General features: G+C 73.8%; 26 protein-coding genes. 9 read left to right on the top strand and 17 right to left on the bottom strand.

The genetic code is table 11. The annotated features are described in order from the left end of the window. Window positions 1–23: 23 nt before the first annotated feature. The 3 genes from G8D98_RS11270 to G8D98_RS11260 are packed head-to-tail and all read right to left on the bottom strand — an operon-like array spanning window position 24 to window position 2,967. Window positions 24–818: an ABC transporter permease gene (locus tag G8D98_RS11270; protein ID WP_166103103.1), complete on the bottom strand. Its 795-nt coding sequence runs from the start codon at window positions 816–818 to the stop codon at window positions 24–26. Then, window positions 815–1,687, bottom strand: coding sequence for an ABC transporter ATP-binding protein (locus tag G8D98_RS11265; protein WP_166103100.1), 873 nt, complete (start codon window positions 1,685–1,687; stop codon window positions 815–817). Before G8D98_RS11265 ends, G8D98_RS11270 begins: the two co-directional genes overlap by 4 nt. A gap of 38 nt (window positions 1,688–1,725) precedes the next feature. Next, window positions 1,726–2,967 (bottom strand): MFS transporter, encoded by a 1,242-nt coding sequence (locus G8D98_RS11260; RefSeq protein WP_166103097.1) that lies wholly within the window; start codon window positions 2,965–2,967, stop codon window positions 1,726–1,728. A gap of 50 nt (window positions 2,968–3,017) precedes the next feature. Between G8D98_RS11260 and G8D98_RS11255 the strand changes: the two genes are divergently transcribed. The 3 genes from G8D98_RS11255 (at window position 3,018) to ligD (G8D98_RS11245) (ending at window position 5,509) form a co-directional block, all read left to right on the top strand. After that, window positions 3,018–3,584, top strand: a complete 567-nt coding sequence (locus tag G8D98_RS11255; protein ID WP_166103095.1) for an ArsR/SmtB family transcription factor — start codon at window positions 3,018–3,020, stop codon at window positions 3,582–3,584. An 80-nt stretch (window positions 3,585–3,664) separates the two neighbouring features. Then, entirely contained in the window at window positions 3,665–4,615 is a 951-nt protein-coding gene (gene ligD / locus G8D98_RS11250; RefSeq protein WP_166103093.1) for a non-homologous end-joining DNA ligase, read from the top strand. Window positions 4,616–4,618: 3 nt separating this feature from the next. After that, complete coding sequence (gene ligD, locus G8D98_RS11245; protein WP_166103090.1) at window positions 4,619–5,509, top strand: non-homologous end-joining DNA ligase; 891 nt, start codon at window positions 4,619–4,621, stop codon at window positions 5,507–5,509. Here ligD (G8D98_RS11245) and G8D98_RS11240 read toward each other — a convergent pair. Beyond that, window positions 5,506–6,105 carry a LemA family protein gene (locus G8D98_RS11240; protein ID WP_308788834.1) on the bottom strand — a complete coding sequence of 200 codons (600 nt, stop codon included), beginning with the start codon at window positions 6,103–6,105 and terminating at the stop codon, window positions 5,506–5,508. The two genes, ligD (G8D98_RS11245) and G8D98_RS11240, sit on opposite strands and share 4 nt — an antisense overlap. A 119-nt stretch (window positions 6,106–6,224) precedes the next feature. On the opposite strand from G8D98_RS11240, the gene G8D98_RS11235 reads away from it, so the two are divergent. Together G8D98_RS11235 and G8D98_RS11230 are read left to right on the top strand one after the other, a co-directional pair. Beyond that, window positions 6,225–6,656 carry a universal stress protein gene (locus G8D98_RS11235; protein ID WP_166103087.1) on the top strand — a complete coding sequence of 144 codons (432 nt, stop codon included), beginning with the start codon at window positions 6,225–6,227 and terminating at the stop codon, window positions 6,654–6,656. After that, window positions 6,656–8,104 (top strand): alanine/glycine:cation symporter family protein, encoded by a 1,449-nt coding sequence (locus G8D98_RS11230; protein ID WP_166103084.1) that lies wholly within the window; start codon window positions 6,656–6,658, stop codon window positions 8,102–8,104. The genes G8D98_RS11235 and G8D98_RS11230 overlap by 1 nt, the downstream gene beginning before the upstream one ends. Before the next feature lie 28 nt (window positions 8,105–8,132). On the opposite strand, the gene pyrE is transcribed toward G8D98_RS11230, so the two are convergent. Further along, window positions 8,133–8,687 (bottom strand): orotate phosphoribosyltransferase, encoded by a 555-nt coding sequence (pyrE, locus tag G8D98_RS11225; RefSeq protein WP_166103082.1) that lies wholly within the window; start codon window positions 8,685–8,687, stop codon window positions 8,133–8,135. Between the two features lie 18 nt (window positions 8,688–8,705). Then, entirely contained in the window at window positions 8,706–9,476 is a 771-nt protein-coding gene (locus G8D98_RS11220; RefSeq protein ID WP_166103079.1) for an SDR family NAD(P)-dependent oxidoreductase, read from the bottom strand. Between the two features lie 85 nt (window positions 9,477–9,561). On the opposite strand from G8D98_RS11220, the gene G8D98_RS11215 reads away from it, so the two are divergent. Further along, complete coding sequence (locus G8D98_RS11215; protein ID WP_166103076.1) at window positions 9,562–10,347, top strand: exodeoxyribonuclease III; 786 nt, start codon at window positions 9,562–9,564, stop codon at window positions 10,345–10,347. Between the two features lie 58 nt (window positions 10,348–10,405). Further along, window positions 10,406–10,822: a hypothetical protein gene (locus G8D98_RS11210; protein ID WP_166103074.1), complete on the top strand. Its 417-nt coding sequence runs from the start codon at window positions 10,406–10,408 to the stop codon at window positions 10,820–10,822. An 18-nt stretch (window positions 10,823–10,840) separates the two neighbouring features. Here G8D98_RS11210 and G8D98_RS11205 read toward each other — a convergent pair whose 3' ends face one another. The 5 genes from G8D98_RS11205 to G8D98_RS11185 all read right to left on the bottom strand — a co-directional run bounded on the left by G8D98_RS11205 (window position 10,841) and on the right by G8D98_RS11185 (window position 16,909). Continuing rightward, the gene (locus G8D98_RS11205) at window positions 10,841–11,350 is read right to left on the bottom strand and encodes a mycothiol transferase (protein ID WP_166103071.1); all 510 of its coding nucleotides are present in this window, start codon (window positions 11,348–11,350) and stop codon (window positions 10,841–10,843) included. 58 nt (window positions 11,351–11,408) lie between these two features. Beyond that, window positions 11,409–13,976, bottom strand: coding sequence for an ATP-dependent chaperone ClpB (gene clpB, locus G8D98_RS11200; protein WP_166103069.1), 2,568 nt, complete (start codon window positions 13,974–13,976; stop codon window positions 11,409–11,411). 103 nt (window positions 13,977–14,079) lie between these two features. Then, the gene (locus G8D98_RS11195; protein ID WP_229661966.1) at window positions 14,080–14,613 is read right to left on the bottom strand and encodes a gluconokinase; all 534 of its coding nucleotides are present in this window, start codon (window positions 14,611–14,613) and stop codon (window positions 14,080–14,082) included. Then, the gene (locus tag G8D98_RS11190; protein WP_166103066.1) at window positions 14,610–16,034 is read right to left on the bottom strand and encodes a GntP family permease; all 1,425 of its coding nucleotides are present in this window, start codon (window positions 16,032–16,034) and stop codon (window positions 14,610–14,612) included. The genes G8D98_RS11195 and G8D98_RS11190 overlap by 4 nt, the downstream gene beginning before the upstream one ends. A gap of 98 nt (window positions 16,035–16,132) precedes the next feature. Further along, window positions 16,133–16,909 carry an SGNH/GDSL hydrolase family protein gene (locus G8D98_RS11185; protein WP_166103063.1) on the bottom strand — a complete coding sequence of 259 codons (777 nt, stop codon included), beginning with the start codon at window positions 16,907–16,909 and terminating at the stop codon, window positions 16,133–16,135. Window positions 16,910–17,043: 134 nt separating this feature from the next. On the opposite strand from G8D98_RS11185, the gene G8D98_RS11180 reads away from it, so the two are divergent. Beyond that, complete coding sequence (locus G8D98_RS11180) at window positions 17,044–17,874, top strand: SGNH/GDSL hydrolase family protein (RefSeq protein ID WP_166103061.1); 831 nt, start codon at window positions 17,044–17,046, stop codon at window positions 17,872–17,874. A gap of 24 nt (window positions 17,875–17,898) precedes the next feature. On the opposite strand, the gene G8D98_RS11175 is transcribed toward G8D98_RS11180, so the two are convergent. The 5 genes from G8D98_RS11175 to dnaK form a co-directional block, all read right to left on the bottom strand. Beyond that, window positions 17,899–18,951 carry a threonine aldolase family protein gene (locus tag G8D98_RS11175; protein WP_166103058.1) on the bottom strand — a complete coding sequence of 351 codons (1,053 nt, stop codon included), beginning with the start codon at window positions 18,949–18,951 and terminating at the stop codon, window positions 17,899–17,901. Window positions 18,952–19,045: 94 nt separating this feature from the next. After that, window positions 19,046–19,501 (bottom strand): heat shock protein transcriptional repressor HspR, encoded by a 456-nt coding sequence (locus G8D98_RS11170; RefSeq protein ID WP_166103055.1) that lies wholly within the window; start codon window positions 19,499–19,501, stop codon window positions 19,046–19,048. A gap of 15 nt (window positions 19,502–19,516) precedes the next feature. After that, entirely contained in the window at window positions 19,517–20,554 is a 1,038-nt protein-coding gene (locus tag G8D98_RS11165; RefSeq protein ID WP_166103052.1) for a DnaJ C-terminal domain-containing protein, read from the bottom strand. Between the two features lie 36 nt (window positions 20,555–20,590). Beyond that, window positions 20,591–21,265: a nucleotide exchange factor GrpE gene (gene grpE / locus G8D98_RS11160; RefSeq protein ID WP_229661967.1), complete on the bottom strand. Its 675-nt coding sequence runs from the start codon at window positions 21,263–21,265 to the stop codon at window positions 20,591–20,593. Next, the gene (gene dnaK, locus G8D98_RS11155; RefSeq protein WP_166103050.1) at window positions 21,262–23,157 is read right to left on the bottom strand and encodes a molecular chaperone DnaK; all 1,896 of its coding nucleotides are present in this window, start codon (window positions 23,155–23,157) and stop codon (window positions 21,262–21,264) included. Before dnaK ends, grpE begins: the two co-directional genes overlap by 4 nt. Before the next feature lie 243 nt (window positions 23,158–23,400). Between dnaK and G8D98_RS11150 the strand changes: the two genes are divergently transcribed. Continuing rightward, entirely contained in the window at window positions 23,401–24,387 is a 987-nt protein-coding gene (locus G8D98_RS11150) for a GNAT family N-acetyltransferase (protein WP_166103047.1), read from the top strand. Here the strand turns inward: G8D98_RS11150 and G8D98_RS11145 are convergent. Further along, a complete protein-coding gene (locus G8D98_RS11145; RefSeq protein WP_166103045.1) occupies window positions 24,345–25,718 on the bottom strand; it encodes an HNH endonuclease in 1,374 nt (457 codons plus the stop codon). The genes G8D98_RS11150 and G8D98_RS11145 overlap by 43 nt on opposite strands. Window positions 25,719–25,872 lie beyond the last annotated feature (154 nt).

The raw sequence follows: 25,872 nt of genomic DNA, 5'->3' as shown, positions 1-25,872 counted from the left end.
GCACCATCCTCCCGCCCGCCGCCTCAGACCGTCCCGCGCTTGAACCACCGGAAGGTGCTCACGCACAGGACCAGCCCGCCGGCCGCCCAGGCGGCGAGCACGAGGAGGGTCCGGCCGGTCTCCCAGGACCCCGCCATCTCGAGGGAGGCCATCTCCTGCGGGTAGAACACCGAGCGCATGCCCTGGGCGATCCACTTCAGCGGGAAGAGGGCGGCGACCTGCCGGAGCCAGTCGGGGACGTCCTGCCAGCCGATGTACACCCCGGAGATGAACTGCAGCACGAGCATCGGGCCGATGACGACGGCGCCGATGGACCGGGCGGTCGACAGCGACGAGTAGGCGATACCGAGCACGGTGCCGGCGACGACACCGAGGGCGAAGACGGCGGCGAGCACGAGCCAGCGGCGTCCACCGTCGGGCAGCGGCACGTCGAACCCGAGCCGGCCGACGACCAGGAGGGTCACCAGCTGGACGACGGAGGTGACGGCGACGAGCCCGACCTTGCCGAGGAAGTAGGCCACCGGGGGCATCGGGGTCGAGCGCAGGCGCTTGAGGGTGCCGTCGTCGCGCTCGGTCGCGACCGAGAGGGCCATCGTCTGGAAGCTCGTGAGCAGCACGCCGGCGGCGACCATGCCGGGCATGAAGAACCGGCCGGCGCTCATCGCGTCCGCGTCCTCGAACTGCCCGGAGAAGATCACCGCGAACAGCGACAGCAGGAGGATCGGGAAGAGGAAGGAGAAGAAGACGGCCTCCTTCTCGCGGGAGTACATCTTCAGCTCGACGACGGTGCGGTCCAGGCCGAGCGCGAGGGTGTTCATGCCGGCACCTGCGCGCTCTCGCCGCTCACGTGGGGCGCGATGAGCGCGAGGTAGGTGTCCTCGAGGGAGGGGCGGGTCACGGTCAGCTCGGGCACCTCGCCGGGGAAGCGGGCGGCGAGCGCGAGCAGCTCGGCGGTCGGGGTCGCCGTGCGCAGCGAGCGGCGGACGCCGTCCTCCTCCCAGGAGACCGTGGCCTCCTGGCTCTGCCGGCCACCGAGCGCCGCGGGCGTGTCGAGGGCGAGCAGCCGGCCCGCCGCGATGACCCCGACCCGGTCGGCCAGGTGCTCGGCCTCGTCGAGGTAGTGCGTCGTGAGCAGGATGGTCGTCCCGTCGGAGGCGAGGTCTCGGATGAGCCCCCAGAAGTCGCGCCGTGCCTGCGGGTCGAAGCCGGTCGTCGGCTCGTCGAGGAAGAGCAGCTCGGGCCGGCCGACGATGCCGAGCGCCACGTCGAGCCGGCGCCGCTGGCCGCCGGAGAGACCGGAGATGCGCTCGTCGGCCTTCTCCTGCAGCCCGGTCCGGGTGAGGACCTCGTCGACCTCCCTGGGCTGCCGGTAGCAGCGTGCCGTGGTCCGCAGCACCTCCCGCGGCGTGAGCAGGTCGAGCCCGCCGGAGCTCTGCAGGACGATGCCGATCCGCTCCCGCCAGGCGAGCGGCGCCCCCTGCGGGTCGGTCCCGAGCACCGACACCTCGCCGGCGTCGCGGTCCCGGAAGCCCTCGAGGACCTCCACCGTCGTCGTCTTGCCCGCCCCGTTGGGGCCGAGGAGGGCGAAGACCTCCCCACACCGCACGTCGAGGTCGAGGCCGTCGACGGCCCGGTGCTGCCCGTAGGTCTTGCTCAGCCCGCGGATGCGGATCGCCGGTTCGCTCATGGCCCCAGCCTGCTCCCGGCCGGTGTGCGGCGCGACGGTCACCCGGTGGACGTGGCGTCCACCGACCGGTGGACGGCCGCGGCCGCCACGGCGGCGACGAGCAGGCTGCCGGCACCCGCGACGACGAAGGCCACCCGCGGGCCCCCGAGCGTGCCGACGACCCCGCCGAGGAGAAGCGCGAGCGCACCGGCGGCCCGGGAGAGCCCGCTGACCAGGGCCACGACGGCCCCGCGGTGTGCCGCTCCCAGCTCGTCGAGGACCAGCCCCATGACGAGCGCGTTGACGACCCCGAGGAGCAGCCCGACACCGGCGCCGAAGGCGAGGTAGACGAGGTACCCCGGCGCCAGACCCTGTCCGACCTGGCCGAGCGCGACGAGCCCGAAGGCGGCGAGCACCGTGCGCACCCGTGCCGTGCGCGTGGTCGCGGCACCGGAGGCCACGGCACCGACCACCGCCGCCCCGCCGTGCACCGCCTCGGCCAGGCCGTACTGGGCGGCACCGGCGCCGAGAACGTCCCGGACGAGGAAGACCTCGACGGCGTTGACCGACTCCAGGGTGACCACGAGGGGCAGCAGTGCCAGGACGAGCACCCCGAGAACCGGGTCGGCACGCAGGGCGGCCGCGCCGTTGCGCGGGAGGACCGCGCCGAGCCACCCGCGCCGGGGCGCGGGCGCGGGGTCCTGCGCCGTGGTCTCGCCACGCAGCGACCGCCCGAGGGTGAGCGCGGCCGCCGCGAGCGCGAGGAAGGTCGCGGCGTCGAGCAGCAGCGCCGCCGACGGGCCCCGCCACTGGACGAGGACGCCGCCCACGCCGGCACCGAGCGGTCCGGCGACCCCGCGCAGGGCCTGCTGGAGGGCGACGACCCGACCGGCGCTCCCCTCCGGCACGAGATGCGGGACGACCGCCGACCAGGTGGGGTTGCCCAGGGCGAAGCCGGTCTGGAGGACGAGGACGAGGACGAAGGTCGCCGCCGTCCCGTCGACGGCGGCGAGCGCGACGGCGGCAGCGCTCTGGACGAGGGCGGTGACGACGAGCAGCCGGCGGGGGTCGGCACGGTCGGCGAGCTCCCCCGCGAGGCCCATCGTGAGGACCACGGGGAGCCCGAGGAGGCCGAGGAGTACCGCGACCGCCCAGGGGCCCAGCCCCGTCTCGTGCACCCGCAGGACGAGCGCGACCATCGCCGCCGAGTCGCCGGCGACGCTCACCGCGGCAGCCCCCAGGACGGTGCGGACCGCACCGACGCGAAGCACCTCGGCATAGTTACGAAGGATCTGCTTCACATTTGTGAAGGTACTACTTCACAACCGACGGGTCAACTAGCATCCCCCTCATGCCCGACCCCGACGAGCGCGAGCTGCGGATCACCGACCCGCGCGCGCTGCGGGCCCTCGCCCACCCTGCGCGACAGCGGGTCATCACCGAACTCTTCTCGGGGGAGGTGCTCACGGCGACCCAGGCCGGGCGGCTGTGCGGGCTGAGCGCGTCGGCGATGAGCTACCACCTACGCGCCCTCGAGCGCTGGGGGATCGTCGAGCGCGAGCCGAGCGCCGACGCTCGCGAGCGGCCCTGGCGGGCGACGGCCGACAGCATCACCATCACGCCCGAGGCCCACCGCGGGGCGGGGGGCGCGACCAGCCGGACGTCGATCCGCCAGTGGTTCGGCGACCTCGACGCCGACCTGGAGCGGATGGCGTCCGCGGTCGGCGAGGGCGAGACCCATGGCATGACCTCCCGCGGCCGGCTGTGGATGACCGACGCCGAGGAGCGCGAGCTGCAGGCCCGGCTCGGGGAGGTCGTGAGCTCCTACCGCGGTCGGACGAGCCGCGACCACCCCGAGGGCGCCCGCCCCTGGAACGTCTACGCCCTCATCCTTCCCGGCGAGGCTCACGGGAGCTGAGCGCCCTGGCCGGGTGCGCCCCACGTGTGGCACGCTCGCCGACGGGGTAGCGCCCGCCCGTGCCAGGGAAGGAGCCGACCGTGCCTGCACGTGACCTGCCCGCGCCGGCGCTCGCCACGCTCTGCCACGAGCCGTTCTTCGCCGACGGGTGGCTCTACGAGCGCAAGCTGGACGGCATGCGGGTGCTGGCCGAGCGACGTGGTACGTCGACCACGCTGTGGTCTCGCTCCGGCCGGGACGTCACGGAGAGCTTCCCCGAGGTCGCCGAGGCGATCACGACCCGGGCCGTGGGCGAGGTGCTGCTCGACGGTGAGGTCGTCGCCTTCGACGGGCCGCACACGAGCTTCGCCCGCCTCCAGCCACGCATCCACGCCCGGGGGGCGGCGGCCAGGGCGCGGCGCACGCCGGTCTTCTACTACCTCTTCGATGTCCTCCGCGCCGACGGGGCAGACGTGCGGGACGAACCGCTCACCGCACGCCAGCGGCTGCTCCGGGCCACCGTGCGCACCGGTGACCCGCTACGGCTGACGCCGCACCGGGTGCACGCCGACGCCACGTACCTCGGCGAGGTCTGCGCCCGGGGCTGGGAGGGCCTCGTCGCCAAGCGGGCCGACGCCCCCTATGGCCGCGGACGGACCACGGACTGGTTGAAGTTCAAGTGCGAGGCCGGCCAGGAGCTGCTCGTCGTCGGCTGGACCGACCCGGAGGGATCGCGCCGCGGCCTCGGTGCGCTGCTCCTCGGCTACCACGAGACGGCCGGGAGCGATGAGGTCGTCTACGCGGGCAAGGTCGGGACCGGCTTCTCCGAGAGGGTCCTTCGTGACCTGCGAGCGCGACTCGAGGGTCTGGCGCGCAGCTCTTCTCCGTGCACCCGCGGCCGGCTGCCGACGGCCGGCGCGCACTGGGTGCGCCCCGAGCTGGTCGCGCAGCTGGCCTTCACCGAGTGGACCTCCGGGGGCCAGCTGCGGCATCCGCGCTTCCTGGGCCTGCGCACCGACAAGGACCCCGCCGAGGTCGTCCGGGAGGGCTGAGCGATGGCATCCACCGAGACCGTCCACGACGTGGAGGTCACCCACCCGGACAAGGAGCTGTGGCGGGGGGTGACCAAGACCGACCTCGCGCACTACTACGACGACGTCGCCGACGTCATGCTCCCCCACCTGCGAGACCGCCCGGTGAGCATGCAGCGCTTCCCTGACGGCATCGGCGGCCACGGCTTCTACGAGAAGCGGATCCCGGCGCACTTCCCGGAGTGGGTCGACCGGGTCACGGTGCCGACTGCGGACGGCGAACAGGAGCAGGTCGTCGTCTCGAACGCCCGTAGCCTCGTCTATCTCGCCCAGCAGGCCTGCGTCACACCCCATGTGTGGCTCAGCCGGCGCCGGCACCTGCACCAGCCCGACCTGCTCGTCGTCGACCTCGACCCGAGCGGACGGGACCTGCCGGCCCTGCGCCGGGCCACCCGCCTCGTCGGCGAGCTGCTCGACGGGCTCGGGCTCGTCCCGTTCCTGCGCACCACCGGCTCGCGGGGCTACCACGTCACGGTGCCGCTGCGGCCCGAGGCTGGCTTCGACGAGGTCCGCGCGGTCGCGGCGGAGGCCGCCGACCTGCTCGTCGAGCGCGAGCCCGGGCTGTTCACCCGGGCGGCCCGGGTCGCCGACCGCGGCGACCTGGTCTACCTCGACGTCCTGCGCAACGGCTACGGGCAGACCGTCGTCGCGCCGTACGCCCCCCGCGCCCGGCCCGGCGCGCCGGTGTCGACCCCGCTCGAGTGGGAGGAGCTGTCGTCGGTGGAGCCGGACGGCTACGACCTGGCGAGGGTGCGGCGGCGCCTGGCACAGCGGGCCGACCCGTGGGCCGGCCTACGCCGCAGGGCACGTGGGCTCGGCCGCGCCCGCGAACGACTCGCCGCGATGCGCTCCTAGGCCTGGCCCTCACCGGCCGGCGGGGCCGCCTCACCACGCTGGTCGAAGTCGACCCTGGGCGCCACCCGCTCCTCCCCGGCGGCCTCGAAGTACTCCGCCCGTCGGACCGAGAAGAGGTTGGCCACGACGTTCGTCGGCACCGTCTCGACGCGGGTGTTCAGGTCGCGCACCGTCGCGTTGTAGTACCGGCGGGCCGAGGCGATCCGGTCCTCGGTCGAGGTGAGCTCGCCCTGCAGGGCGAGGAAGTTCTCGTTGGCCTTCAGGTCGGGGTAGGCCTCGGCGACGGCGATGAGCCGGCCGAGGGCCTGGCTGAGGAGGTTCTCGCTCTCGGCCTGCTGCGCCGGGGACTGGCCCGGGGCCATCGCCGTGGCGCGCGCCGCGATCACCTCCTCGAGCGTGCTGCGCTCGTGCGCCGCGTAGCCCTTGACCGTCTCGACGAGGTTGCCGATGAGGTCGTGCCGCCGGGTGAGCTCGACGTCGATCTGGCGCCAGGCCTCCTGGGCGAGGTTGCGCAGCCGGATCAGGCCGTTGTACGCCGCGACCCCCCACAGCAGGACAGCGAGCACGAGCACGACGATGACGATGAGCACGATCACGACGACGATCCTCCCGGACGTGGACTACGGCGATCCTACGGAACCCGCCCTGTGGCGCACATCACACCGCACCGCTAGGGTTCTCCGGGACCGCACCGATCGCCAGACCGGGAGGCCCCATGGAGACCGTCGTCGTCGGAGTCGACAACAGCGACGCGTCCACCCGCGCCGTGGAGTTCGCCGTCGAGCGCGCCCAGCACAACGACTGGCGGGTCGTCCTCGTCCACGTCATCCCCTGGACGCCCTACTCGTTCCAGACCCCGAGCGAGAACGAGCACCGCCACCGGGAGAAGGCCCGCGAGGTGGCGGCCGCGACCGAGCAGATCCTCGCGCCCATGGCCGACATCGCCGAGCGGGCCGGTGTGTCGCACGAGGAGCTGGTCCACCACGGCAAGCCCTCGGAGACGATCACCGACGTCGCCGCCGAGACCGGCGCCGTCCACATCATCGTCGGGCGCACCGGCGACGGCGGCCTGCGCGAGGCCGTGTTCGGGTCGGTCGCGAGCCGCCTGGTCCAGCATGCCCATCTGCCCGTGACGGTGGTGCCCTGATGAACCCCGTGGAGATCTTCACCGACGTCTCGACGTGGATCAGCGACAAGGTCTTCTACGCCGTCCCGGTCTTCGACACCAAGATGCCGCTCATCGTGCTCTGGCTCGTCCTCGCCGGGGCCTTCTTCACGGTCTGGCTCGGGTTCATGCAGGTGCGCGGGCCCAAGCTGTCCATCGACCTCGTGCGGGGCAAGTACTCCAGCCCGGACGACGAGGGCGAGGTGTCGCACTTCCAGGCGCTCGCGACCGCGGTGTCCGGCACGGTGGGGCTCGGCAACATCGCCGGTGTGGCGGTGGCCATCTCCCTCGGGGGGCCGGGGGCGACGCTGTGGATGATCGTCGCCGGCCTGCTCGGCATGGCCACGAAGATGGCCGAGTGCATGATGGGGGTGAAGTACCGCCGGGAGCACCCCGACGGGTCGGTGTCCGGCGGTCCGATGTACTACCTGCGCGACGGCCTCGCCGAGCGCGGGATGCGCCCCCTCGGGCAGGTCCTCGCCGCCTTCTTCGCCCTGTGCATGATCGGGGGGGCCGTGGGCGGCGGGAACATGTTCCAGTCCAACCAGGCCACCGCCCAGATCATCGACGTCACCGGCGGCGAGAGCTCCTTCCTCGCCGACGTGCCCTGGGTCGTCGGGCTGGTGTTCGCAGCCCTGGCGGGGGCGGTCATCCTCGGGGGGATCAAGAGCATCGCCCGGGTCACCGAGAAGGTCGTGCCGTTCATGGCGGTGCTCTACCTCGCGGCCTGTCTCGTCGTGCTCGTGTGGAACGTCACCTCGGTCCCCGCCGCCGTCGGCGAGATCATCGGCGGTGCCTTCCGGCCCGAGGGCATCGCCGGCGGCGTCGTCGGAGCCCTGATCGTCGGCTTCCAGCGGGCGGCCTTCTCCAACGAGGCCGGCCTGGGCTCGGCGTCGGTCGCGCACTCGGCGGTCAAGACCCGGGAGCCGGCGACCGAGGGCTTCGTCGCGATGCTCGAGCCGTTCATCGACACGGTCGTCATCTGCACGATGACCGCCCTGACCATCATCATCACCGGCACCTGGGACGACGGCGACGCCAGCAAGCTCGGCGGGGTGGGCCTCACCTCACGCTCCTTCGAGACCGTGCTGCCCTGGTTCCCCCTGGTCCTCGCCCTGGCGGTCGTCCTCTTCGCGTTCTCGACGATGATCAGCTGGTCCTACTACGGCATGAAGGCCACCGGCTTCCTCTTCGGCGACAACCCGGTCGCCGAGAACGCCTTCAAAGTCCTCTTCCTCTGCTTCACCGTCATCGGGTCCGCGGCCGCCCTCGAGCCGGTCATCGAGTTCTCGGACTCGGCGATCTTCCTCATGAGCGTCCCGAACCTCGTCGGCCTCTACCTCATGGCCGGCCCGGTGCGCGCGGTGATCCACGGCTACTTCCGGCGGGTCCGCAGCGGGGAGGTCGCGCAGGTGGGCAGCCGGGCCTGAGACGGCCGGCCGCGCCGGCGCGACAGGCTCAGCCCAGCCCGAGGTCCTCGAGACCGAACACGTGACGGTACTCGAGGCCGGCCTGCGCGAACCGCTCCGCGGCGCCCGTCGCGCGGTCGGCGATCGTCGCGACCGCGACGACCGTGGCCCCCGCCTCCTGGCAGGCCCGGGAGGCCTCGAGCGGCGACGCGCCGGTCGTCGAGGTGTCCTCGACGACGAGCACCCGGCGGCCCTCGATGCCCGGGCCCTCGATCCGCTGCTGGAGTCCGTGGGCCTTGCCGGCCTTGCGGACGACGAACGCGTCGAGCCGGCCCCCGGCGGCCGCCCGCGCGTGGAGCATCGCCGTCGCGACGGGGTCGGCGCCGAGGGTGAGGCCTCCGGCCGCGTCGAACTCGAGGTCCGCGACGAGGTCGAGCATGACGCGGCCGACGAGCGGGCTCGCCACCCCGTCGAGCGTGACCCGCCGCAGGTCGACGTAGTAGTCGGCCTGCGCGCCCGAGGAGAGGGTCACCCGGCCGTGGACGACGGCCTGGTCGCGGATGATCTGCAGGAGGCGGGCGCGGTCGGCGGCGAGGTCGGTCACGGCTCCACCGTAGGTGCTTTACCGGCGGCGCGGCCCGGAGACCAGCCGCGAGACCCGCCGCAGCGCCGGCCGGGGCAGCGCGCGCACGAGGAGGGAGAGGGCGCGCCACTGGACCCCCGGCACCGAGACGACCCGGCCGGCCGCGGCGTCGGCGAGCCCCTGACGGGCCACCTCGTCGGCATCCAGCCACAGCGAGCGGGGGACTCCCGCGAGCGACATCCGGGCCCGCTCGTGGAACTCGCTGCGGGTCAGGCCCGGGCACACGGCGGTGACGGTGACCCCGGTGCCCGCGAGCTGGCCGGCGAGACCCTCCGAGAACACCGTGACGAACGACTTCTCCGCCGAGTAGGTGTCGCCGGCGAGGAACGAGGCGACCGAGCTGACGTTGACGATCCGCCCCCGCCCGCGCTCGCGCATGGCCCGGCCGGCGGCGTGCGAGGTGAGCAGCACCGCGCGCACCATGACGTCGAGCGCCGCCTCCTCCTGGACGACGTCGTTGTCGAGGAAGCGCCCGCGCAGCCCGAACCCGGCGTTGTTCACCAGGAGGTCGACGGGCCGGTCGCGGTCGGCGAGGCGCAGGCACACCTCCTCGGTCTGCTCGCGGTCGGCGAGGTCGGCGACGAGGACGTCGACCGAGACGCCGTGCCGGTCGTGCAGCTCGCCGGCCAGGCGCTCCAGGCGCGCCCGGTCGCGGGCGACGACGACGAGGTCGTGCCCTTCACGGGCGAGCCGTTCGGCGAAGGCGCGCCCGATGCCCGAGGAGGCGCCGGTGACGAGGGAGGTGGTCACCCGCCCACCGTACGACCTTGCCGGGCGCGGGCCGCCGGTCCGCAGACCCGGCGCCGGCGTCCGCGGCCGTCGTTAGGGTGGCCACGTGCGCATCGCGACCTGGAACGTCAACTCCATCCGCTCCCGCATCGACCGCGTCGCGGCCTGGCTGGAGCGCGCCGACGTCGACGTCCTCGCCATGCAGGAGACCAAGGCCCGCGACGACCAGTTCCCGCACGACCGGCTGCGCGACCTCGGCTACGAGGTGGCCCACCACGGGCTCAACCAGTGGAACGGCGTCGCCATCCTCTCGCGCGTCGGCCTCGAGGACGTCCAGGTCGGGTTCGACGGCGCCCCGGGCTGGGGCGAGCCCCTCGCGGCCGAGGCCCGCTCCATCGGCGCGACCTGCGGTGGCGTGCGGCTGTGGTCGCTCTACGTCCCCAACGGGCGCTCCCTCGAGGACCCGCACATGGTCTACAAGCTCGAGTGGCTCGCGCGGCTGCGCGAGCGCGCGGTGGAGTGGGCGGCCGACGGCACCCCCGTCGCGCTCTGCGGCGACTGGAACATCGCGCCCCGCGACGAGGACGTGTGGTCGATGGAGTACTACGCGGACAAGTCGCACGTGAGCCCGCCGGAGCGGGCCGCGTTCTCCGCCTTCCTCGAGGCCGGCTTCGTCGACGTCGTCCGCCCGCACGCGCCGGGGCCGGGGGTCTACACGTACTGGGACTACCAGCGGCTCGCGTTCCCCAAGAAGCGGGGCATGCGGATCGACTTCGTCCTCGGGTCGGCCGCGTTCGCCGAGCGGGTGGCCGGCGCCGTCATCGACCGCGAGGAGCGCAAGGGCACCGGCGCGAGCGACCACGCACCGGTCCTCGTCGAGCTCGACGGCTGAGGAACGCGGGGCGGACCGGGGGCTGACGCACCCCCGGGGCGCGGGTTACCGTGCCGTGATGACCCGCCCGCCCCACGAGAACGTCGCGACGGTCCTCGTCGACCCCGCGGTGCTCGCCGCGCTCGAGGTGTCCCTGATGCACCTCGACCTGCGGGTGTGGCCGATGGCGACCGCGCCGATCTGCGCGGACGGCCCACGGCAGGCGTTCCAGTACCGCCGGCGGATGCTCGAGGCCCGTCGCGGGGCCTGGGACCACGCGGCACACTGGGTTCCGGTGTGGGTCTCCTTCGGCGCCTCGTGGCGGGAGGGGGAGGAGCCCCTGCCGTGGGCCGCGCACGCCGCGCTGTGGGAGGAACTGGCGCGCTGGAGCGGCCACGTGCACTACCGCAAGTGGCTGACGGGAGTGCCGCCGCTGCGGGTGCCGGTCGGCCCCGACGGCCAGGGCGCCAGCCCTCGCACGACCCGGCGCGGCTGAGCCTGCGTCGTCGCGCGGCTAGCCGCGGGCGAGCACACCGGCGGCGTAGGAGGCCTGCCCGACGTGCTGGGTGGCGTCGTTGAGCGCGCTCACCAGCCGCACGGCCAGGGTGACCGGCGGGTCCCAGCTGTCGTCGACGACCCGGTCGAGGTCGCGCTCGGTGACGCCGCGCAGGGCGTCCGCGACGAGCTCGTACGTGGCCTCGAAGTACCCCCGCAGGTCCTGCGCCGAGGGACGCACCGCGAGCACGTCCTCGTAGGACATCCCGTACCCGTGAGCACTCGCCGGGAAGGGCAGGTCGAACCGCTCGTACCACCCACCGGTCGTCCACACGACGTCCCGGTCGAACGCGTCGGCGACGTGGGTGTCGAGCACCCGGGTCAGGTGCCACACGAGCCACGCGACCGTGTTCGCGCCCTCGGCCGGCGGCTCGGCGAGCCGGTCGGCCGGGGTGTCGTCGAGCAGACCGTGCACGGTCTCGCGGACCCGGTCCAGGGCGTCGAGGAGGATGTCGCTCACGGTGGCCATGCACACGACGCTACCTCCGGGGTGGGACGGCGTCGCGCGGGCGCCGCCCCACCCGGCCTCACGCCAGGGTCAGCGTGTCGTTCTCGGCGTCCCGGTCGACCGTGACGGTGTCGCCGTCGCGGATCTCTCCCGCGAGCAGGGCACTCGCGAGCCGGTCGCCGATCTCGCGCTGGACCAGCCGCCGCAGCGGCCGGGCACCGAAGGCGGGGTCGTATCCGGTGCGCGCGAGCCAGGCCTTGGCCTCGTCGGTGACCTCGAGGGTGATCCTGCGGTCGTGCAGGCGGGCACCCAGCTCGTGCACCTGGAGGTCGACGATCCGGGCCAGCTCCTCGGTGCTCAGCGGGTCGAAGACGACGACCTCGTCGAGCCGGTTGAGGAACTCGGGCTTGAAGGCACCGCGCACCGCGGCCATGACCGCCTCCCGGCGGGCCTCCCGGTCGAGGGTGACGTCGAGCAGGTACTGCGAGCCGAGGTTCGAGGTCATCACGAGGATGACGTTGCGGAAGTCGACCGTGCGCCCCTGACCGTCGGTGAGCCGCCCGTCGTCGAGCACCTGCAGGAGGATGTCGAAGGTCTCCGGGTGGGCCTTCTCGACCTCGTCGAGGAGCACGACGGAGTAGGGCCGGCGGCGCACCGCCTCGGTGAGCTGGCCGCCCTCCTCGTAGCCGACGTACCCGGGCGGAGCGCCGATGAGCCGCGCCACCGCGTGCCGCTCGGAGTACTCGGACATGTCGATGCGGACCATGGCCCGCTCGTCGTCGAAGAGGAAGTCCGCGAGCGACTTGGCCAGCTCGGTCTTGCCGACACCGGTCGGCCCGAGGAAGAGGAAGGACCCGGTCGGGCGGTCGGGGTCGGACAGGCCCGCGCGGCTGCGGCGCACCGCGTCGGAGACGGCGCGCACCGCCTCGCCCTGGCCGATGAGGCGCGCCCCGATGATCGCCTCCATCGAGAGCAGCTTCTCGGTCTCGCCCTGCAGGAGGCGGCCGGCCGGGATGCCGGTCCAGGCCGCGATGACCTCGGCGATGTCGTCGGCGCCGACGCGCTCCTTGACCATGAGGTCGGCCTCGGCCTCGGACTCGGCCGCCTGGGCCGCCTCGAGCTGGCCCTGGAGGGCGGGGATCTCGCCGTAGAGCAGCCTCGAGGCGCCCTCGTAGTCGCCCTCGCGCTGCATCCGGTCGGCCTGCGTGCGCAGGTCGTCCAGGCGCGCCTTGAGGTCGCCGACCCGGTTGAGGCCCTCCTTCTCCGCGGCCCACCGCGCGTTGAGCGCGTCGAGCTCCTCGGTCTTGTCGGCGAGGTCGGCGCGCAGGCGCTCGAGGCGCTCCACGCTCGCCTCGTCGGTCTCCTGGGCGAGGTGCAGCTCCTCCATCTTCAGCCGGTCGACCTGGCGGCGCAGGACGTCGATCTCGACCGGGCTGGAGTCGATCTCCATCCGCAGCCGGGAGGCCGCCTCGTCGACGAGGTCGATCGCCTTGTCCGGCAGCTGGCGTCCGGTGATGTACCGGTCCGAGAGGGACGCGGCCGCCACGAGCGCGGAGTCCTCGATCTCGACCTTGTGGTGCGCCTCGTAGCGTTCCTTGAGGCCGCGCAGGATCGCGATCGTGTCCTCGACGCTCGGCTCCCCGACGAACACCTGCTGGAAGCGGCGCTCGAGCGCGGGGTCCTTCTCGATGTGCTCGCGGTACTCGTCGAGCGTCGTGGCCCCGACGAGGCGCAGCTCGCCCCGGGCGAGCATCGGCTTGAGCATGTTGCCGGCGTCCATCGCCGAGTCGCCGGTGGCGCCGGCACCGACGACCGTGTGCAGCTCGTCGATGAAGGTGACGACCTGACCGTCGCTGTCGCGGATCTCCTCGAGGACCGCCTTGAACCGCTCCTCGAACTCCCCGCGGTACTTCGCGCCGGCGACCATGGCGCCGAGGTCGAGGCTGACGAGCCGCTTGTCCCGCAGGCTCTCGGGCACGTCGCCGTCGACGATGCGCTGGGCCAGGCCCTCGACGACCGCCGTCTTGCCGACGCCGGGCTCGCCGATGAGGACGGGGTTGTTCTTCGTCCGGCGGGAGAGGACCTGGACGACCCGGCGGATCTCGTCGTCCCGGCCGATGACCGGGTCGAGGCGGCCGTCACGGGCGGCCTGGGTCAGGTCGGTGCCGTACTGGGCCAGCGCCTCACCGGCCTCCGCCGGCGTCTCGGAGGTGACCGTCCGCCCGCCGCGCAGCTCCTCGATCCGGCGCTCCATGTCGGCCGCGCCGCGCTTCTCGACGGCGGCGAGGTGGCCGGTCTCGGCGAGCGCGAGCAGGAGCAGGTCGAGCGCGAGGAAGGAGTCGCCCTTGGCGCGCATCAGGGTGTCGGCCTGCTGGAGGACGGCGAGCGCCTCGCGGCCGACGGCGGGGGGCTGGGCGGTGCTGCCGCTCGTCGTCGGCAGGGACCGCAGCCGGGCGTCGGCCTGGGCGAGCACGTGCCCGGCCCCGGTGCCGGCGGCCTGGAGCAGCGCGTCGGCCTGCGCGGTGTCGAGCTGGACGACGGCGCTCGTCAGGTGGTCGGGGGTGATCTCGGCGTGGCCGGCGCTCTGGGCGGCCCGCTGGGCGAGCGCGAGCGCCTCGGCGACCTTCGTCGTCGGCTTGAGCTCCATCCGTCCTCTCCTTCGCGTGCGGTGGCTGGGCGTCGCTCGATTCAACGCTCAGCAAACTTGAGTGTATTCCACTCAAGCACGGAAGGGCGGGGCGGCCGGACGGTCAGTGCGCGGCGAGCCAGCGCACCGCGGCGTCGACGAGGGTGTCGGGGTCCTGGCGCAGGTCGAGGACGACGCCGTCCTCGTCGGGCTCGAGCGGCTCGAGCGTCGCGACCTGCGACTGCAGGAGCGCGGCCGGCATGAAGTGGTCGGGCCGGGCCGACATCCGCGCCGAGATCAGCTCGCTGGGGCCGTCGAGGTGGACGAACTGCACCTGCGGGGGGCCCGAGCGCAGGATGTCCCGGTAGGAGCGGCGCAGCGCCGAGCAGGCCATGACGGTCGACTGCCCCTCGCGTGCCTGGGCCGCCATCCAGGCCGCGAGGTCGGCCAGCCAGGGCCGCCGGTCGGCGTCGGTCAGCGGCGTGCCCGCGGACATCTTGGCGATGTTGCTCTCGGGGTGGAACCGGTCGGCCTCGGCGAAGGGCAGGCCCAGCGCCTCGGAGATCCCCTCGGCCACCGTCGACTTGCCGCAGCCGGAGACCCCCATGACGACGACGTGCCGGGTGCGCCCGTGCCCCGCGAGCCGTGCGGTGCTCACAGCACCACGCTCACCGTCGCCGCGAGCGCGAAGCCGACGACGCCGATGAGCGTCTCCATGACCGTCCACGTGCGCAGCGTCGTGCGCACGTCCATCCCGAGGAAGCGGCCGACGAGCCAGAAGCCGGAGTCGTTGACGTGCGAGAGCACCGTCGAGCCGCACGCGATGGCGACGACGATGCAGGCCAGGTCGATGCTCGAGAGGGTTCCCACCGCCTCGATGGTCGGCGCGAGCAGCCCGGCGGTGGTCGTCAGCGCCACGGTCGCCGACCCCTGGGCGACGCGCAGCGCCGTCGCGACGAGGAAGGCCGCGACGATGACCGGGAGCCCGACGTCCTCGAGCGAGCCGGCGAGGGCCTCGCCGATGCCGCTGGCCCGCAGCACGCCCCCGAACATCCCGCCGGCGCCGGTGATGAGGATGATCGCGCAGACCGGGGCCAGCGCGCCGTTGAGCAGCTCCTCGACGTCCGCCTTCGAGCGCCCCCGGCCGAGGACCACGGTGGCCACGAGCACGGTGACGAGCAGGGCGACCGGGGTCTCACCGAGCATCCGCAGCAGGCCGACCCACGTCGCCTCGGCGTCGACGACCTCGTAGGTCCCGAGCGTGTTCAGCCCGGTGTTGAGGAAGATCAGGGCCAGCGGTAGCAGGAGGAGGGCCAGGACGGTGCCGAAGGCCGGTGCGGGATGCTCCTCGGACCCCTCCGGCTCGTGGGCACCGCCGGAGAGCAGCTCGGGGACGGCGACGTCGATCCGGCGGCCGACGAAGGTCCCGAAGAGGTAGGCGGCGACGAACCAGGTCGGGATGCCGACGACGAGCCCGACGAGGACGAGCAGCCCGATGTCGGCGCCGAGGATCTGCCCGGCCGCGACCGGGCCGGGGTGCGGGGGGACGAAGGCGTGCATGACGGCGAAGGCCCCCGCCGCCGGGAGGGCGTAGACCAGGACCGAGCCCCCGAAGCGCCGGGCGACGCTGAAGATGATCGGGAGCATGACCACGAGACCGGCGTCGAAGAAGATCGGGAAGCCGAACAGGAGCGACGCGACGCCGAGGGCGAGCGGCGCGCGGTGCTCCCCGAAGCGGGCGACGAGGGTGTCCGCGAGCACCTGCGCCCCACCGCTCACCTCGAGCAGCCGACCGATCATCGCGCCGAGGCCGACGAGCAGCGCGACGCTCGCCAGCGTGGACCCGAACCCGTCGAGCAGGGTGGGGACGACCTCCGCGAACGGGATCTTCGTCACGAGAGCGGTGACGAGGCTGACGAGCACGAGGGCGACGAAGGCGTGCAGCCGCAGCCGCATGATGAGGAACAGCAGGACGGCGACGGCGGCCACCGCGACGAGCAGGAGGACCCCGGCGGAGTAGGCGGGCTGCACCTCGTCCGCGGCGGGCAGGTGGGACAGGATGCTCGGCAGTGACGTCATCGTCGCTCTCTCGCAGGTGGCGGGTGGCCGGTCGGCCGGTCGGGCAGGGCCACGCTACCCACGACCGAGCCCGTCCGCGCCCGGACCGACGGCCCCCCTCACGGCTCGGCCGCGGACGCGAGCCGCTCGGCCGGCCGCACCGGCAGGGCCCACTTGGGGTCGACCCGTTCCCGGCTGCCGGCGGCGGTGGCCCACCGCCACGCGTGCGGGACGACGCTCCCGAACCACCACCCCCACTCCCCGGCCCAGCCCGGCACCCGTCGCACGACGGCCCCCGCGGCCGGGCCCGCGGGCAGGACGGGCCCCAGCCGAAGCGCCCCGGCGACCCGTCGGGCGATCTCCAGGTGCCCGGCCTCGTTGGGGTGCACCCGGTCCGGGCAGAAGAACGTCTCCCGGTCGTGACCGACGTCGGCGACGTCGACGAGCTCCGCACCCCGGGCGCGGGCGACGGCGCGCACCCGGTCGTTGAGGGCGCTCGCGCGCGCCCGGGCCGCCCGCAGTACCGGTGAGGGGTCGAGCTCGAAGATCGTGAAGAGCAGGACCCGGGCCCCGGTGGGCTCGAGCCGCCGCAGCGCCGCGTCGAGGGTGCCGGCGACGGTGTCGACGCACACCCGGGGCAGCAGGAGGTCGTTGCCGCCGGCCCAGAGGGTGACGAGCGTGGGGCGCAGCGCGACGGCAGGGTCGACCTGGTGCTGCAGGACCTGGGCCACCCGGCGACCACGCAGGGCGAGGTTGACGTACTCGGTGCTCGGGTCGTCGACGGCCAGGGCGTCGGCGACCAGCTCGGCCCATCCGCGCCAGCCGTTGGGGTAGGCGGGATGCGGGTCGCCGACCCCCTCGGTCAGGGAGTCCCCCAGGGCCACGAACCGTGCCACGTGCCGGAGGCTAGGGAGGGTGTGTCCTGCCGGCGGCGACCGCCCGACGACACGTCGGCGACGGGTGGGTGAACACTGCGCGCCGGCCGCCCTCGGGTCTTGCCCGCACCGCGGGCGCGGGGTCGGATGGGCGGGTGCAGGCCGGGCGGTTCGTCGCGATCGGCGACTCGTTCACCGAAGGGGTCGGCGATCCCCACCTGCACTACCCCAACGGGTTGCGCGGCTGGGCGGACCGGATGGCGCGCCAGCTCGGGCGGGCCGACCCGCGGTGGGAGTACGCCAACCTCGCGCTGCGCAGCAAGCGGATCGACCAGGTGGCCGACGAGCAGCTGGCCTCCGCGCTCGCCCTGCGGCCCACGCTCGCGACGTACTTCGCCGGGGGCAACGACCTGCTCGCGCTGCGGGCCGACGTCGACGACGTCCTGGGCCGCTACGACGAGGCGGTGGGCGCGCTCGTTGACGCCGGCGCCACCGTCGTCGTCTTCACCGCCTTCGACCCGCGGATGAGCGCGCTGCTCGAGCCGTTGGCCCGGCGGGTGCGGGCGTTCAACGCCGGGGTGCGCGACATCGCCGACGCCCACGACACCGCCCTGGTCGACCACGCCCGGCTGCGGGAGTACGACGACCGGCGGCTGTGGGCCCCGGACCGGCTGCACATGAACCGGTGGGGGCACAAGCGGATGGCGGCGGCCGTCCTGCGGACCGTGGGGCTGGAGCACACCCTGCGGCTGCGCACGCTCGGCGACCCTCCCGGGCGTCCACCCCTGCGCGAGGCCGCCCGCGAGGAGGCCCGCTTCGTGCGTGGAGAGGTGCTCCCCCTCGTGCGTCGACGGCTGACGGGGCGCACCGACGGGGACACCGCACTGGCGAAGTGGCCCGAGCCGGTGCACCCGGCCGAGGGGATGAAGCGGCTGGCCCGCAGGCGCGCACCGTCGGCCGGCACGCCGACCGGCGTGGCGGGCTGAGCGGCGACCCTCGGGGCGCCGGCGTCAGTGCGCCAGCTCGGCGCGCAGCGCGTCGAGGAAGCCGTCGACGTCGTCCTCGGTGGTGTCGAAGGAGCACATCCAGCGGACGTCGCCCGCGCCCTCGTCCCAGAAGTAGAACGGGTAGCGCTGCATGAGGCGGCGGCTGACCTCCTGCGGGAGGCGGGCGAAGACGCCGTTGGCCTGGACCGGGTAGAGCACCTCGACACCCTCGAGGCCGGCGACACCGTCGGCGAGCCGCCGGGCCATGGCGTTGGCGTGCCCCGCCGCGCGCAGCCACAGCCCGTCGGTGAGCAGTGCGTCGAGCTGGGCGGAGACGAAGCGCATCTTCGAGGCCAGCTGCATCGACAGCTTGCGCAGGTGCTTGAGGTGGCTCACGGCGTCGGGCGCGAGCACGACGACCGCCTCGGCCCCGAGTGCGCCGTTCTTCGTGCCACCGAAGGTCAGCAGGTCGACCCCGGCGTCGGTCGTGAACTCCCGCACGTCGACGCCGAGCGCGGCCGTGGCGTTGGCCAGCCGGGCACCGTCGAGGTGCACCCGCAGGCCGAGCGAGTGCGCGTGCTCGCACAGCGCCGCGACCTCCTCGGGGGTGTAGAGCGTGCCGAGCTCGGTGGACTGGGTGATCGAGACGACCTGGGGCATCGCCCGGTGCTCGTCCTCGCGCCCTGCGGTGCGCAGGTCGACGAGCTCGGGGGTCAGCTTGCCGTCGGGGGTGTCGACGCCGAGCAGCTTCAGCCCGGCCATCCGCTCCGGCGCCCCACCCTCGTCGACGTTGATGTGCGCCGTCTCCGCGCAGATCACCGCACCCCACCGGTCGGTGAGCGCCTGGAGGCAGATGACGTTGGCACCGGTGCCGGTGAGCACCGGGTAGGTCTCGACGTGCTCGCCGAACAGGTGGCGCATCCGGTCCTCGAGCGCTGCGGTGTAGACGTCGGCGCCGTAGGAGGACTGGTGGCCACCGTTGACGAGCGAGAGCGCCTCGAGCACCTCGGGGTGCACACCGGAGTAGTTGTCGCTGGCGAAGCCGCGGGCGGCCGGGTCGTGGCGGGGGTCGGTCACGGTGGTGGGGTCCGTTCGGTCGGGGCGGGAGCACCGGTGCGGTGGTGCACCCTCCGTGTCTACCGCACGGGCGCGGCGGGCCCGGACACCCGTCTCAGCGGCGGGTGGGCCGCCACACGACGAGGGCCTGGCTGCCCGAGTGTCGCGGGCGCTCCCCGAGGCGGGCGGCGTAGACGTCTCCGCCCGGGCTCACCGAGAACACCCGTGTCGTGCGGCCGCTGCCGGCCTCGAGCGCCTCGACCTCGGCACTCAGCTCGGCGACGCGGGCGCGGAGGGCTTCGACCTGGTTCTCCAGCTCGAGGATCCGCGCGATGCCGGCGAGCGAGACGCCCTCCTCCTGGGAGAGCCGCTGCACTTCGCGCAGCAGGGCGACGTCACGCTGGCTGTACCGGCGACCACCGCCCTGGGTCCGGGAGGGCGTGACGAGACCGAGCCGGTCGTACTGCCGCAGCGTCTGGGCGTGCATTCCGGCGAGCTCGGCCGCGACCGAGATGACGAACACCGGGGTGTCGTCGTCGGGCGCGAACGCCGAGGGGTCGAACCTGGCCATCACGGCACCTCCCCGTTAGGTGGCTGCCTGCTGGAAGACCGCGGCCCGGGGGTCGGCGTCGCCCTCGGCCTCGCGGAGGGTCTCGACGGCCCGGCGTGCCTCGTCCGAGAGTCGCTGGGGGACGACCACCTGCACCCGGGCGAGCAGGTCGCCGGTGCCGTGTCGGGTGTGCACCCCGCGGCCCTTGACGCGCAGGACGCGCCCGCTCGGGGTGCCGGGGGCGACCTTGACCTTGACGCTGCTGCCGTCGAGGGTCGGGACGGGCACCGTGGCGCCGAGCGCCGCCTCGGCGAAGGTCACCGGCAGGTCGACGGTGATGTTGTCGCCCTCGCGGCCGAAGACGGGGTGCTTCTCGACGCTCACCGTGAGGATGAGGTCGCCCGCCGGCGCGCCCTGGTCGCCCGGAGCTCCCTTGCCGCGCAGGCGGATCTTCTGGCCGTCGCGCACGCCGGCCGGGATCTTCGTCGTGATCCGCCGACCCTCGGCCGTCGTCAGCGTCACGGTGGACCCGGCGACGGCGTCGCGGAAGGAGAGCGTCGTGCGGGCCTGCACGTCGGCGCCCCGCCGCGGCCCGCGGGGCGCGCCGAACCCGCCGAACGGGTCGCCGCCCCGGGCGCCGCCGGCCGCGGCACCGCCGAACATCTGGGCGAGGATGTCGTTGACGTCCTCGCCGCCGGCGTCGTAGCCGCCCCGGCCGTTCGAGAAGCGCACGCGGGTACCGCCGCCACCGGCTCCGCCGCCGAAGGCGCTGAAGATGTCCTCGAAGCCGCCGGACCCGCTGGGCCCGCCCGCGCCCGCCCGGAAGCGGGCACCGCCACCGGCCATCGAGCGCACGGCGTCGTACTCCTCGCGCTGCTTGGGGTCGGAGAGCACGGCGTGCGCCTCCCCGACGTCCTTGAAGCGCTGCTCGGCCGAGGGGTCACCCTCGTTGCGGTCGGGGTGGTACTGCTTGGCGAGCTTGCGGTAGGCCTTCTTGATCGCCGCCGCGTCGGCGTCCCGGGGGACGCCGAGGATGGCGTAGAAGTCCTTCTCGAACCAGTCCTGGCTGGCCATCGACGTCTCCTCTCGGGCGCGGTGGGTGGGTGGGGGTCAGTCGGGGTCGGCGACCGCGACACGAGCGGGCCGCAGGACCTGCTCACCGGCACGGTAGCCGGGCTGGAGCACGGTGACGACCGTCGTGACCGTCGCGTCCGAGGGCAGCTCCTCGTCCTCGCCCGGCCACGGGGCGTGCATGAGCGCCTCGTGCTCCTGGGGGTCGAACGGCTCGCCCTTTACCCCGAAGCGGCTCAGCCCGTAGCGCCCGAGGGTGCTCTCGAGCTTGTCCGCGATCGCGGCGAAGGGACCCTCGCCGAGGTCACCGTGCTCGCGGGCGGCGTGGATGTCGTCGAGCACGCCGAGCAGCGACTCGAGGACGTCGTGCACGGCCCGCTCCTGGACCAGCGCCCGGTCACGGTCGACCCGTCGCTTGTAGTTGACGTACTCCGCCTGGAGACGCTGCAGGTCCGCGAGGCGCTCCGCCGCGAGGACGGCGTCGGACGACGCGTCCTCGGCGGGGGCCGCCGCCTCGGGCGACTCCGCCTCGGGCGACTCCGCCGGCTGCGGTGCGTCGGCCGTCTCCTCGGCCCCGGCCGTCTCCCCGGCCGCCGGGGCGGTGGCCCCGGGCTGACCCGGGGCCACCTCCTCCTCGCCGGGCGGCTGCGCCGTGACGGGCTCGTCGTTGACGGCCTCGGTGTTCACCGAGCCCTCCATCGACTGGTCGGTCACTTGGTCTCCTCGTCGTCCTCGACGACCTCGGCGTCAACGACCTCGTCGTCGTCCGCTCCGGTCGACTGCTGGCTGCCCTCGCCGGAGGCCGTGCCCGCGCCCTCGGCGGACTCGTCCTGCTCGGCGGCCGCCGCGTAGACCGCCGCGCCCATCTCCTGGGAGACGGTGTTGAGCCGGTCGATCTTGGCCTGGATGTCCTCGGCGGACGCGGCGCTCTCGGGCTTGATGGCCTCCTTGAGCTCGGCGAGCGCCTCGTCGACCGGCGCGCGGTGCTCCGCGGGGACCTTGTCGCCGGAGTCGGTGAGGAACTTCTCGGTCGAGAACACGAGGCTCTCGCCGAGGTTGCGGGCCTCGGTCTCGGCACGGCGCTTCTTGTCCTCGTCGGCGTGCGCCTCGGCGTCCTTGACCATGCGCTCGATCTCCTCCTTCGACAGGGCGGACCCGCCGGAGATGGTGATCTTCTGCTCCTTGCCGGTGCCCCGGTCCTTGGCGGAGACGTTGACGATGCCGTTGGCGTCGATGTCGAACGTCACCTCGATCTGCGGGACCCCACGCGGGGCCGGCGCGATGCCGGACAGCTCGAAGGTGCCGAGCGGCTTGTTCTGCTGGGCGATCTCGCGCTCGCCCTGGAAGACCTGGATGAGCACGGACGGCTGGTTGTCCTCGGCCGTGGAGAAGACCTCGCTGCGCTTGGTCGGGATGGCCGTGTTGCGCTCGATGAGCTTGGTGAACAGCCCGCCCTTGGTCTCGATGCCGAGGCTGAGCGGCGTGACGTCGATCAGGAGGACGTCCTTGCGCTCGCCCTTGAGGACGCCGGCCTGCAGCGACGCGCCGAGCGCGACGACCTCGTCGGGGTTGACGCCCTTGTTCGGCTCCTTGCCGCCGGTCATCTCCTTGACGAGGCTGCTGACCGCCGGCATCCGGGTGGAGCCACCGACGAGGACGACGTGGTCGATGTCGCCGACCGCGATGCCCGCATCCTTGATGACGTTCTGGAACGGCTGCCGAGTGCGGTCGAGCAGGTCCTTGGTCATCTGCTCGAACTGGGCCCGGGTCAGCGTCTCGTCGAGGTGGATCGGGCCGTTCTCGGACATCGAGAGGTACTGCAGCGAGATGTTCGTGCTGCTCGCGGAGGACAGCTCCTTCTTCGCCTGCTCGGCGGCGTCCTTGAGCCGCTGCATGGCGATCTTGTCCTTGGACAGGTCCACGCCGCTGTTGTTCTTCACCGTGGTCAGCAGGTGCTGGACGATGCGGTCGTCCCAGTCGTCGCCACCGAGCTGGTTATCACCGCTCGTGGCGCGCACCTGGATGGTCGAGAAGCCGTCCTCGGGGTCCTTGCCCACCTCGAGGAGCGAGACGTCGAAGGTGCCACCGCCGAGGTCGAAGACGAGGATGAGCTCGTCCTCCTTGCCCTTGTCCAGCCCGTAGGCCAGCGCCGCGGCGGTCGGCTCGTTGACGATGCGCAGGACGTTGAGCCCGGCGATCTCGCCGGCCTCCTTGGTGGCCTGGCGCTCGTGGTCGTCGAAGTAGGCCGGGACGGTGATGACGGCGTCGGTGATGTCCTCGCCGAGGTAGGACTCGGCGTCGCGCTTGAGCTTCTGGAGGATGCGGGCGCTGATCTCCTGCGCCGTGTAGGCCTTACCGTCGATCTCGTCGGTCTTCCAGTCGGTGCCCATGTGGCGCTTGACCGAGCGGATCGTGCGGTCGGCGTTCGTCACGGCCTGGCGCTTGGCGATCTCGCCGACGAGCACCTCACCGCCCTTGGAGAACGCGACGACCGACGGGGTGGTGCGACCGCCCTCGGCGTTCGCGATGATCGTGGGCTCGCCACCTTCGAGGACGGCGACGGCACTGTTCGTGGTGCCGAGGTCGATGCCGACTGCTCGTGCCATGTCTGGGTCTCCTTGCTCTACGGACACTGAGTTGAGTGCTTCGGGCTCAAGTTAGACGGGCGGTCCACTCTGCGCAAATCCGTCCGGGCAAACTTGCGTTCACCTGACTCAACTCCGTCGGGGCCCTCGGTGTTCCCACCGACGGCACGGTCGCCCATCCGGCCCGGACGGAGCGGGTAGCGCTACCGTGCGCGGGGTGGCGGCCGCACCGGAAGCGGTCCTGCCGGGTCGAACGGGGGCGTGATGCTCGTCCAGGACGAGGCGGTCGGGCTGCGGGCGCTGTCTGCCGGCGACCTCGAGGCGCACGTCGCCGGGTGCGACCGACGCATCATCGACTCCCTGGGGGGCGGCCGGCGGCCCACCCGGCGCCAGGTGAGTACGTGGCTCGCGGCGGCGGAACGCGCCTGGAGCGACGGCGGCCCGCTGGCCGACCTCGGCGTCGTCGAGCGGGCCAGCGGAGAGCTGGCCGGGACCCTCGGGATCCAGCGCGGCCTGGACTACCTGCGCGCAGGCCAGGTCAACCTCTCCTACGCGATCTACCCACCGTTTCGGGGGCGCGGCTACGCGCGTCGCGCCGTGGCCCTGGCCATGCGGCTGGAGACCATGCGCCGCCCCGTCGAGGAGTTCGTCGTGCGGGCCGCACCGGACAACGACGCCTCGGTCGCGGTGGCCGTCCGCGCCGGCTTCACCCCGGCGGGCCGCACCACCGACGAGCACGGCGACCTCGTCTGGTTCCGCCACCCGGGCCGAGCTCCCGCCGACACCGTTCGTCTCGTCCCGCTGACGCCGGACCTCGCCGTCGACTACGCAGCGCTCGTCGCCGGCAACGAAGACCACCTCTCCCTCGCCGAGGAAGACCGGGGCCGCACGGCCGCCCAGTACGCGCGGGCCCTGCGCTCGAGCGAGACCGCGGCGACGAGGTTCGCCGTCCTCGACCGCGAGCGCCTCGTGGGGCGCGTCGACCTCGACCCCGTCGACCCGCCGCGGTACGCCCTCGGCTACTGGGTCGGGTCGGCGAGCACCGGCCGCGGCATCGCCACCAGGGCGGTCTCCCTGGCGCTGGAGCAGGCACGCTCGCTCACCGCCACCGACGTGTACGCCGGGGTGGTCCCCACGAACCTGCGCAGCGTGGCCGTCCTCGAGCGCAACGGCTTCGTCCGCGTCGCCCGGCTGACCGGCCACGACCGCTACCACCGCCCCCTCGACGGCGGCCTCCCCCGCGACGCCTGACCCGGACCCGACCCGCCGACCGATGGCCCGGACGCTGGCGGGTCGCTCCCCCACCCCAGCACGGGCGGCGGGCGCGAGGACAACCGCATGCCCGTGGGAGTCGCCAGCTCCAGCACGCGGGGCGAGGCGCGGGCGACGCGGGCCGCCCAGCCGGGGGCCTCCTTGACCTGGTTGCACCGGGCGCACCGCCCGGCCCCGTTGACCAACGAGGTGGGCCCGCCCTCGCGGGCGGGTCGGACGTGGTCGGCGTGCACGATCGGCGCGTCGCACCACGGGGTCGAGCAGACGTCGTCGCGCAGCACGAGCATCCGGCGCAGGAGGCCCCCGAAGATGCGGCGGCGCGAGTCCATCGCGACCAGGTCGCGGCCGTCGGGGGTCGTGTACAGCCGCCGGACCCAGACCGAGGCCGGGCCGGCGCCCCGGACCCACGCGCGGGCGAGCGGAGCCGGCACGCTGCCGTGCCCCGGCACCCGCGCCGGCGTCATCGACGAGCCACCGGGACCGCCGGTGCCGAGCAGCGACCGGTCGGTCATCACGAGATGCACCTCGACCGGTTGGACCTGCCCGGGCGAGCGGCCCGACAGCAGCCGCAGCGCCGTGTCGGCCGCGACCGCCCCGCGCCCTCTGCCCTCGGGCCCCTCGTCGGGGCAACCACCCCCGACGACGGCGGCCGCTCTGGACTGCAGCGCGGCGTAGGCGCCGACGACCTCACGCAGCGGGCCCAGCACGCTCAGGTAGGCCATCCCGTCGGGCGCCGGGCGCACACCGACCCGGCGCGCGGCCACCGCCCGCTCCATCCTCCGCACGACCGAGGCTGCGTCCAGCTCGGCCGCCACCCGACGTGCCGCGCGGCCCAGCGAGCGCCAGCCCAGCCGCTCGTAGAGGCCCCGCAGACGCGCGTCGACCTCGAGCCGGTCCTCGCGGGTGAGGGTCGCCGTCTCGCGGACCACCTCGACCACGCCACGCTCACCGAGCGCCCCGCCCTCGAGCGCGGCCAGCGCGCCCGGCAGCTCGTGCACCACCGCCTGCGCGAGCCCGACGAAGCGGTCACCGAGGGCGGGCGACTCCCGACGGGCAAGCGCCACCTCCGAGCCGACGCTGCGCAGAGCGTCCCTCGGGCACGAGGACTCCCGGGACCGGCGCACCGCGTCGACGGCCCGCGCCTGGGCGGCCACCGCGGCACCCTTCAGGCGCTCCAGCTCGGCCACCAGCTGCAGGCGCTCTGCATCGGTCAGCTCGCCGATGTCGATCTGCCCCAGGCAGACTCGCGCAGAAGCCACGGCGGACCGGGCGCTGCGCCGGCCATCGACCGCGGTGCTCTTCCCCTCCATGTCCCGACGCTACCGGTGCCCACCGACACCCTCCGGTCCCCGTCACCGGCCGGGCCACGAGAACCGACCGCGGCGTCCCCCCCACCTCGGCCCCGCCCCCCGCTAGGGTGGCGCAGCGGCGTGGGAGCGCCGACCGTGACCGAGGCACAGGGGT

The sequence above is a fragment of the Phycicoccus endophyticus genome, from assembly GCF_011326735.1.
GTDB classification, from domain to species: Bacteria; Actinomycetota; Actinomycetes; order Actinomycetales; family Dermatophilaceae; genus Phycicoccus; species Phycicoccus endophyticus.
The sequence above is the reverse complement of the archived record's forward strand: the minus strand, read 5'-3'. Positions and strand labels throughout refer to the sequence as shown.

Bases quoted from the DNA above. Each gene is read 5' to 3' on its own strand.
- G8D98_RS11270 (WP_166103103.1), bottom strand. From the start codon at position 818: ATGAACACCCTCGCGCTCGGCCTGGACCGCACCGTCGTCGAGCTGAAG.
- G8D98_RS11265 (WP_166103100.1), bottom strand. From the start codon at position 1,687: ATGAGCGAACCGGCGATCCGCATCCGCGGGCTGAGCAAGACCTACGGG.
- G8D98_RS11255 (WP_166103095.1), top strand. From the start codon at position 3,018: ATGCCCGACCCCGACGAGCGCGAGCTGCGGATCACCGACCCGCGCGCG.
- ligD (WP_166103090.1), top strand. From the start codon at position 4,619: ATGGCATCCACCGAGACCGTCCACGACGTGGAGGTCACCCACCCGGAC.
- G8D98_RS11235 (WP_166103087.1), top strand. From the start codon at position 6,225: ATGGAGACCGTCGTCGTCGGAGTCGACAACAGCGACGCGTCCACCCGC.
- G8D98_RS11230 (WP_166103084.1), top strand. From the start codon at position 6,656: ATGAACCCCGTGGAGATCTTCACCGACGTCTCGACGTGGATCAGCGAC.
- G8D98_RS11210 (WP_166103074.1), top strand. From the start codon at position 10,406: ATGACCCGCCCGCCCCACGAGAACGTCGCGACGGTCCTCGTCGACCCC.
- G8D98_RS11205 (WP_166103071.1), bottom strand. From the start codon at position 11,350: ATGGCCACCGTGAGCGACATCCTCCTCGACGCCCTGGACCGGGTCCGC.
- clpB (WP_166103069.1), bottom strand. From the start codon at position 13,976: ATGGAGCTCAAGCCGACGACGAAGGTCGCCGAGGCGCTCGCGCTCGCC.
- G8D98_RS11190 (WP_166103066.1), bottom strand. From the start codon at position 16,034: ATGACGTCACTGCCGAGCATCCTGTCCCACCTGCCCGCCGCGGACGAG.
- G8D98_RS11170 (WP_166103055.1), bottom strand. From the start codon at position 19,501: ATGGCCAGGTTCGACCCCTCGGCGTTCGCGCCCGACGACGACACCCCG.
- G8D98_RS11165 (WP_166103052.1), bottom strand. From the start codon at position 20,554: ATGGCCAGCCAGGACTGGTTCGAGAAGGACTTCTACGCCATCCTCGGC.
- dnaK (WP_166103050.1), bottom strand. From the start codon at position 23,157: ATGGCACGAGCAGTCGGCATCGACCTCGGCACCACGAACAGTGCCGTC.
- G8D98_RS11150 (WP_166103047.1), top strand. From the start codon at position 23,401: ATGCTCGTCCAGGACGAGGCGGTCGGGCTGCGGGCGCTGTCTGCCGGC.
- G8D98_RS11145 (WP_166103045.1), bottom strand. From the start codon at position 25,718: ATGGAGGGGAAGAGCACCGCGGTCGATGGCCGGCGCAGCGCCCGGTCC.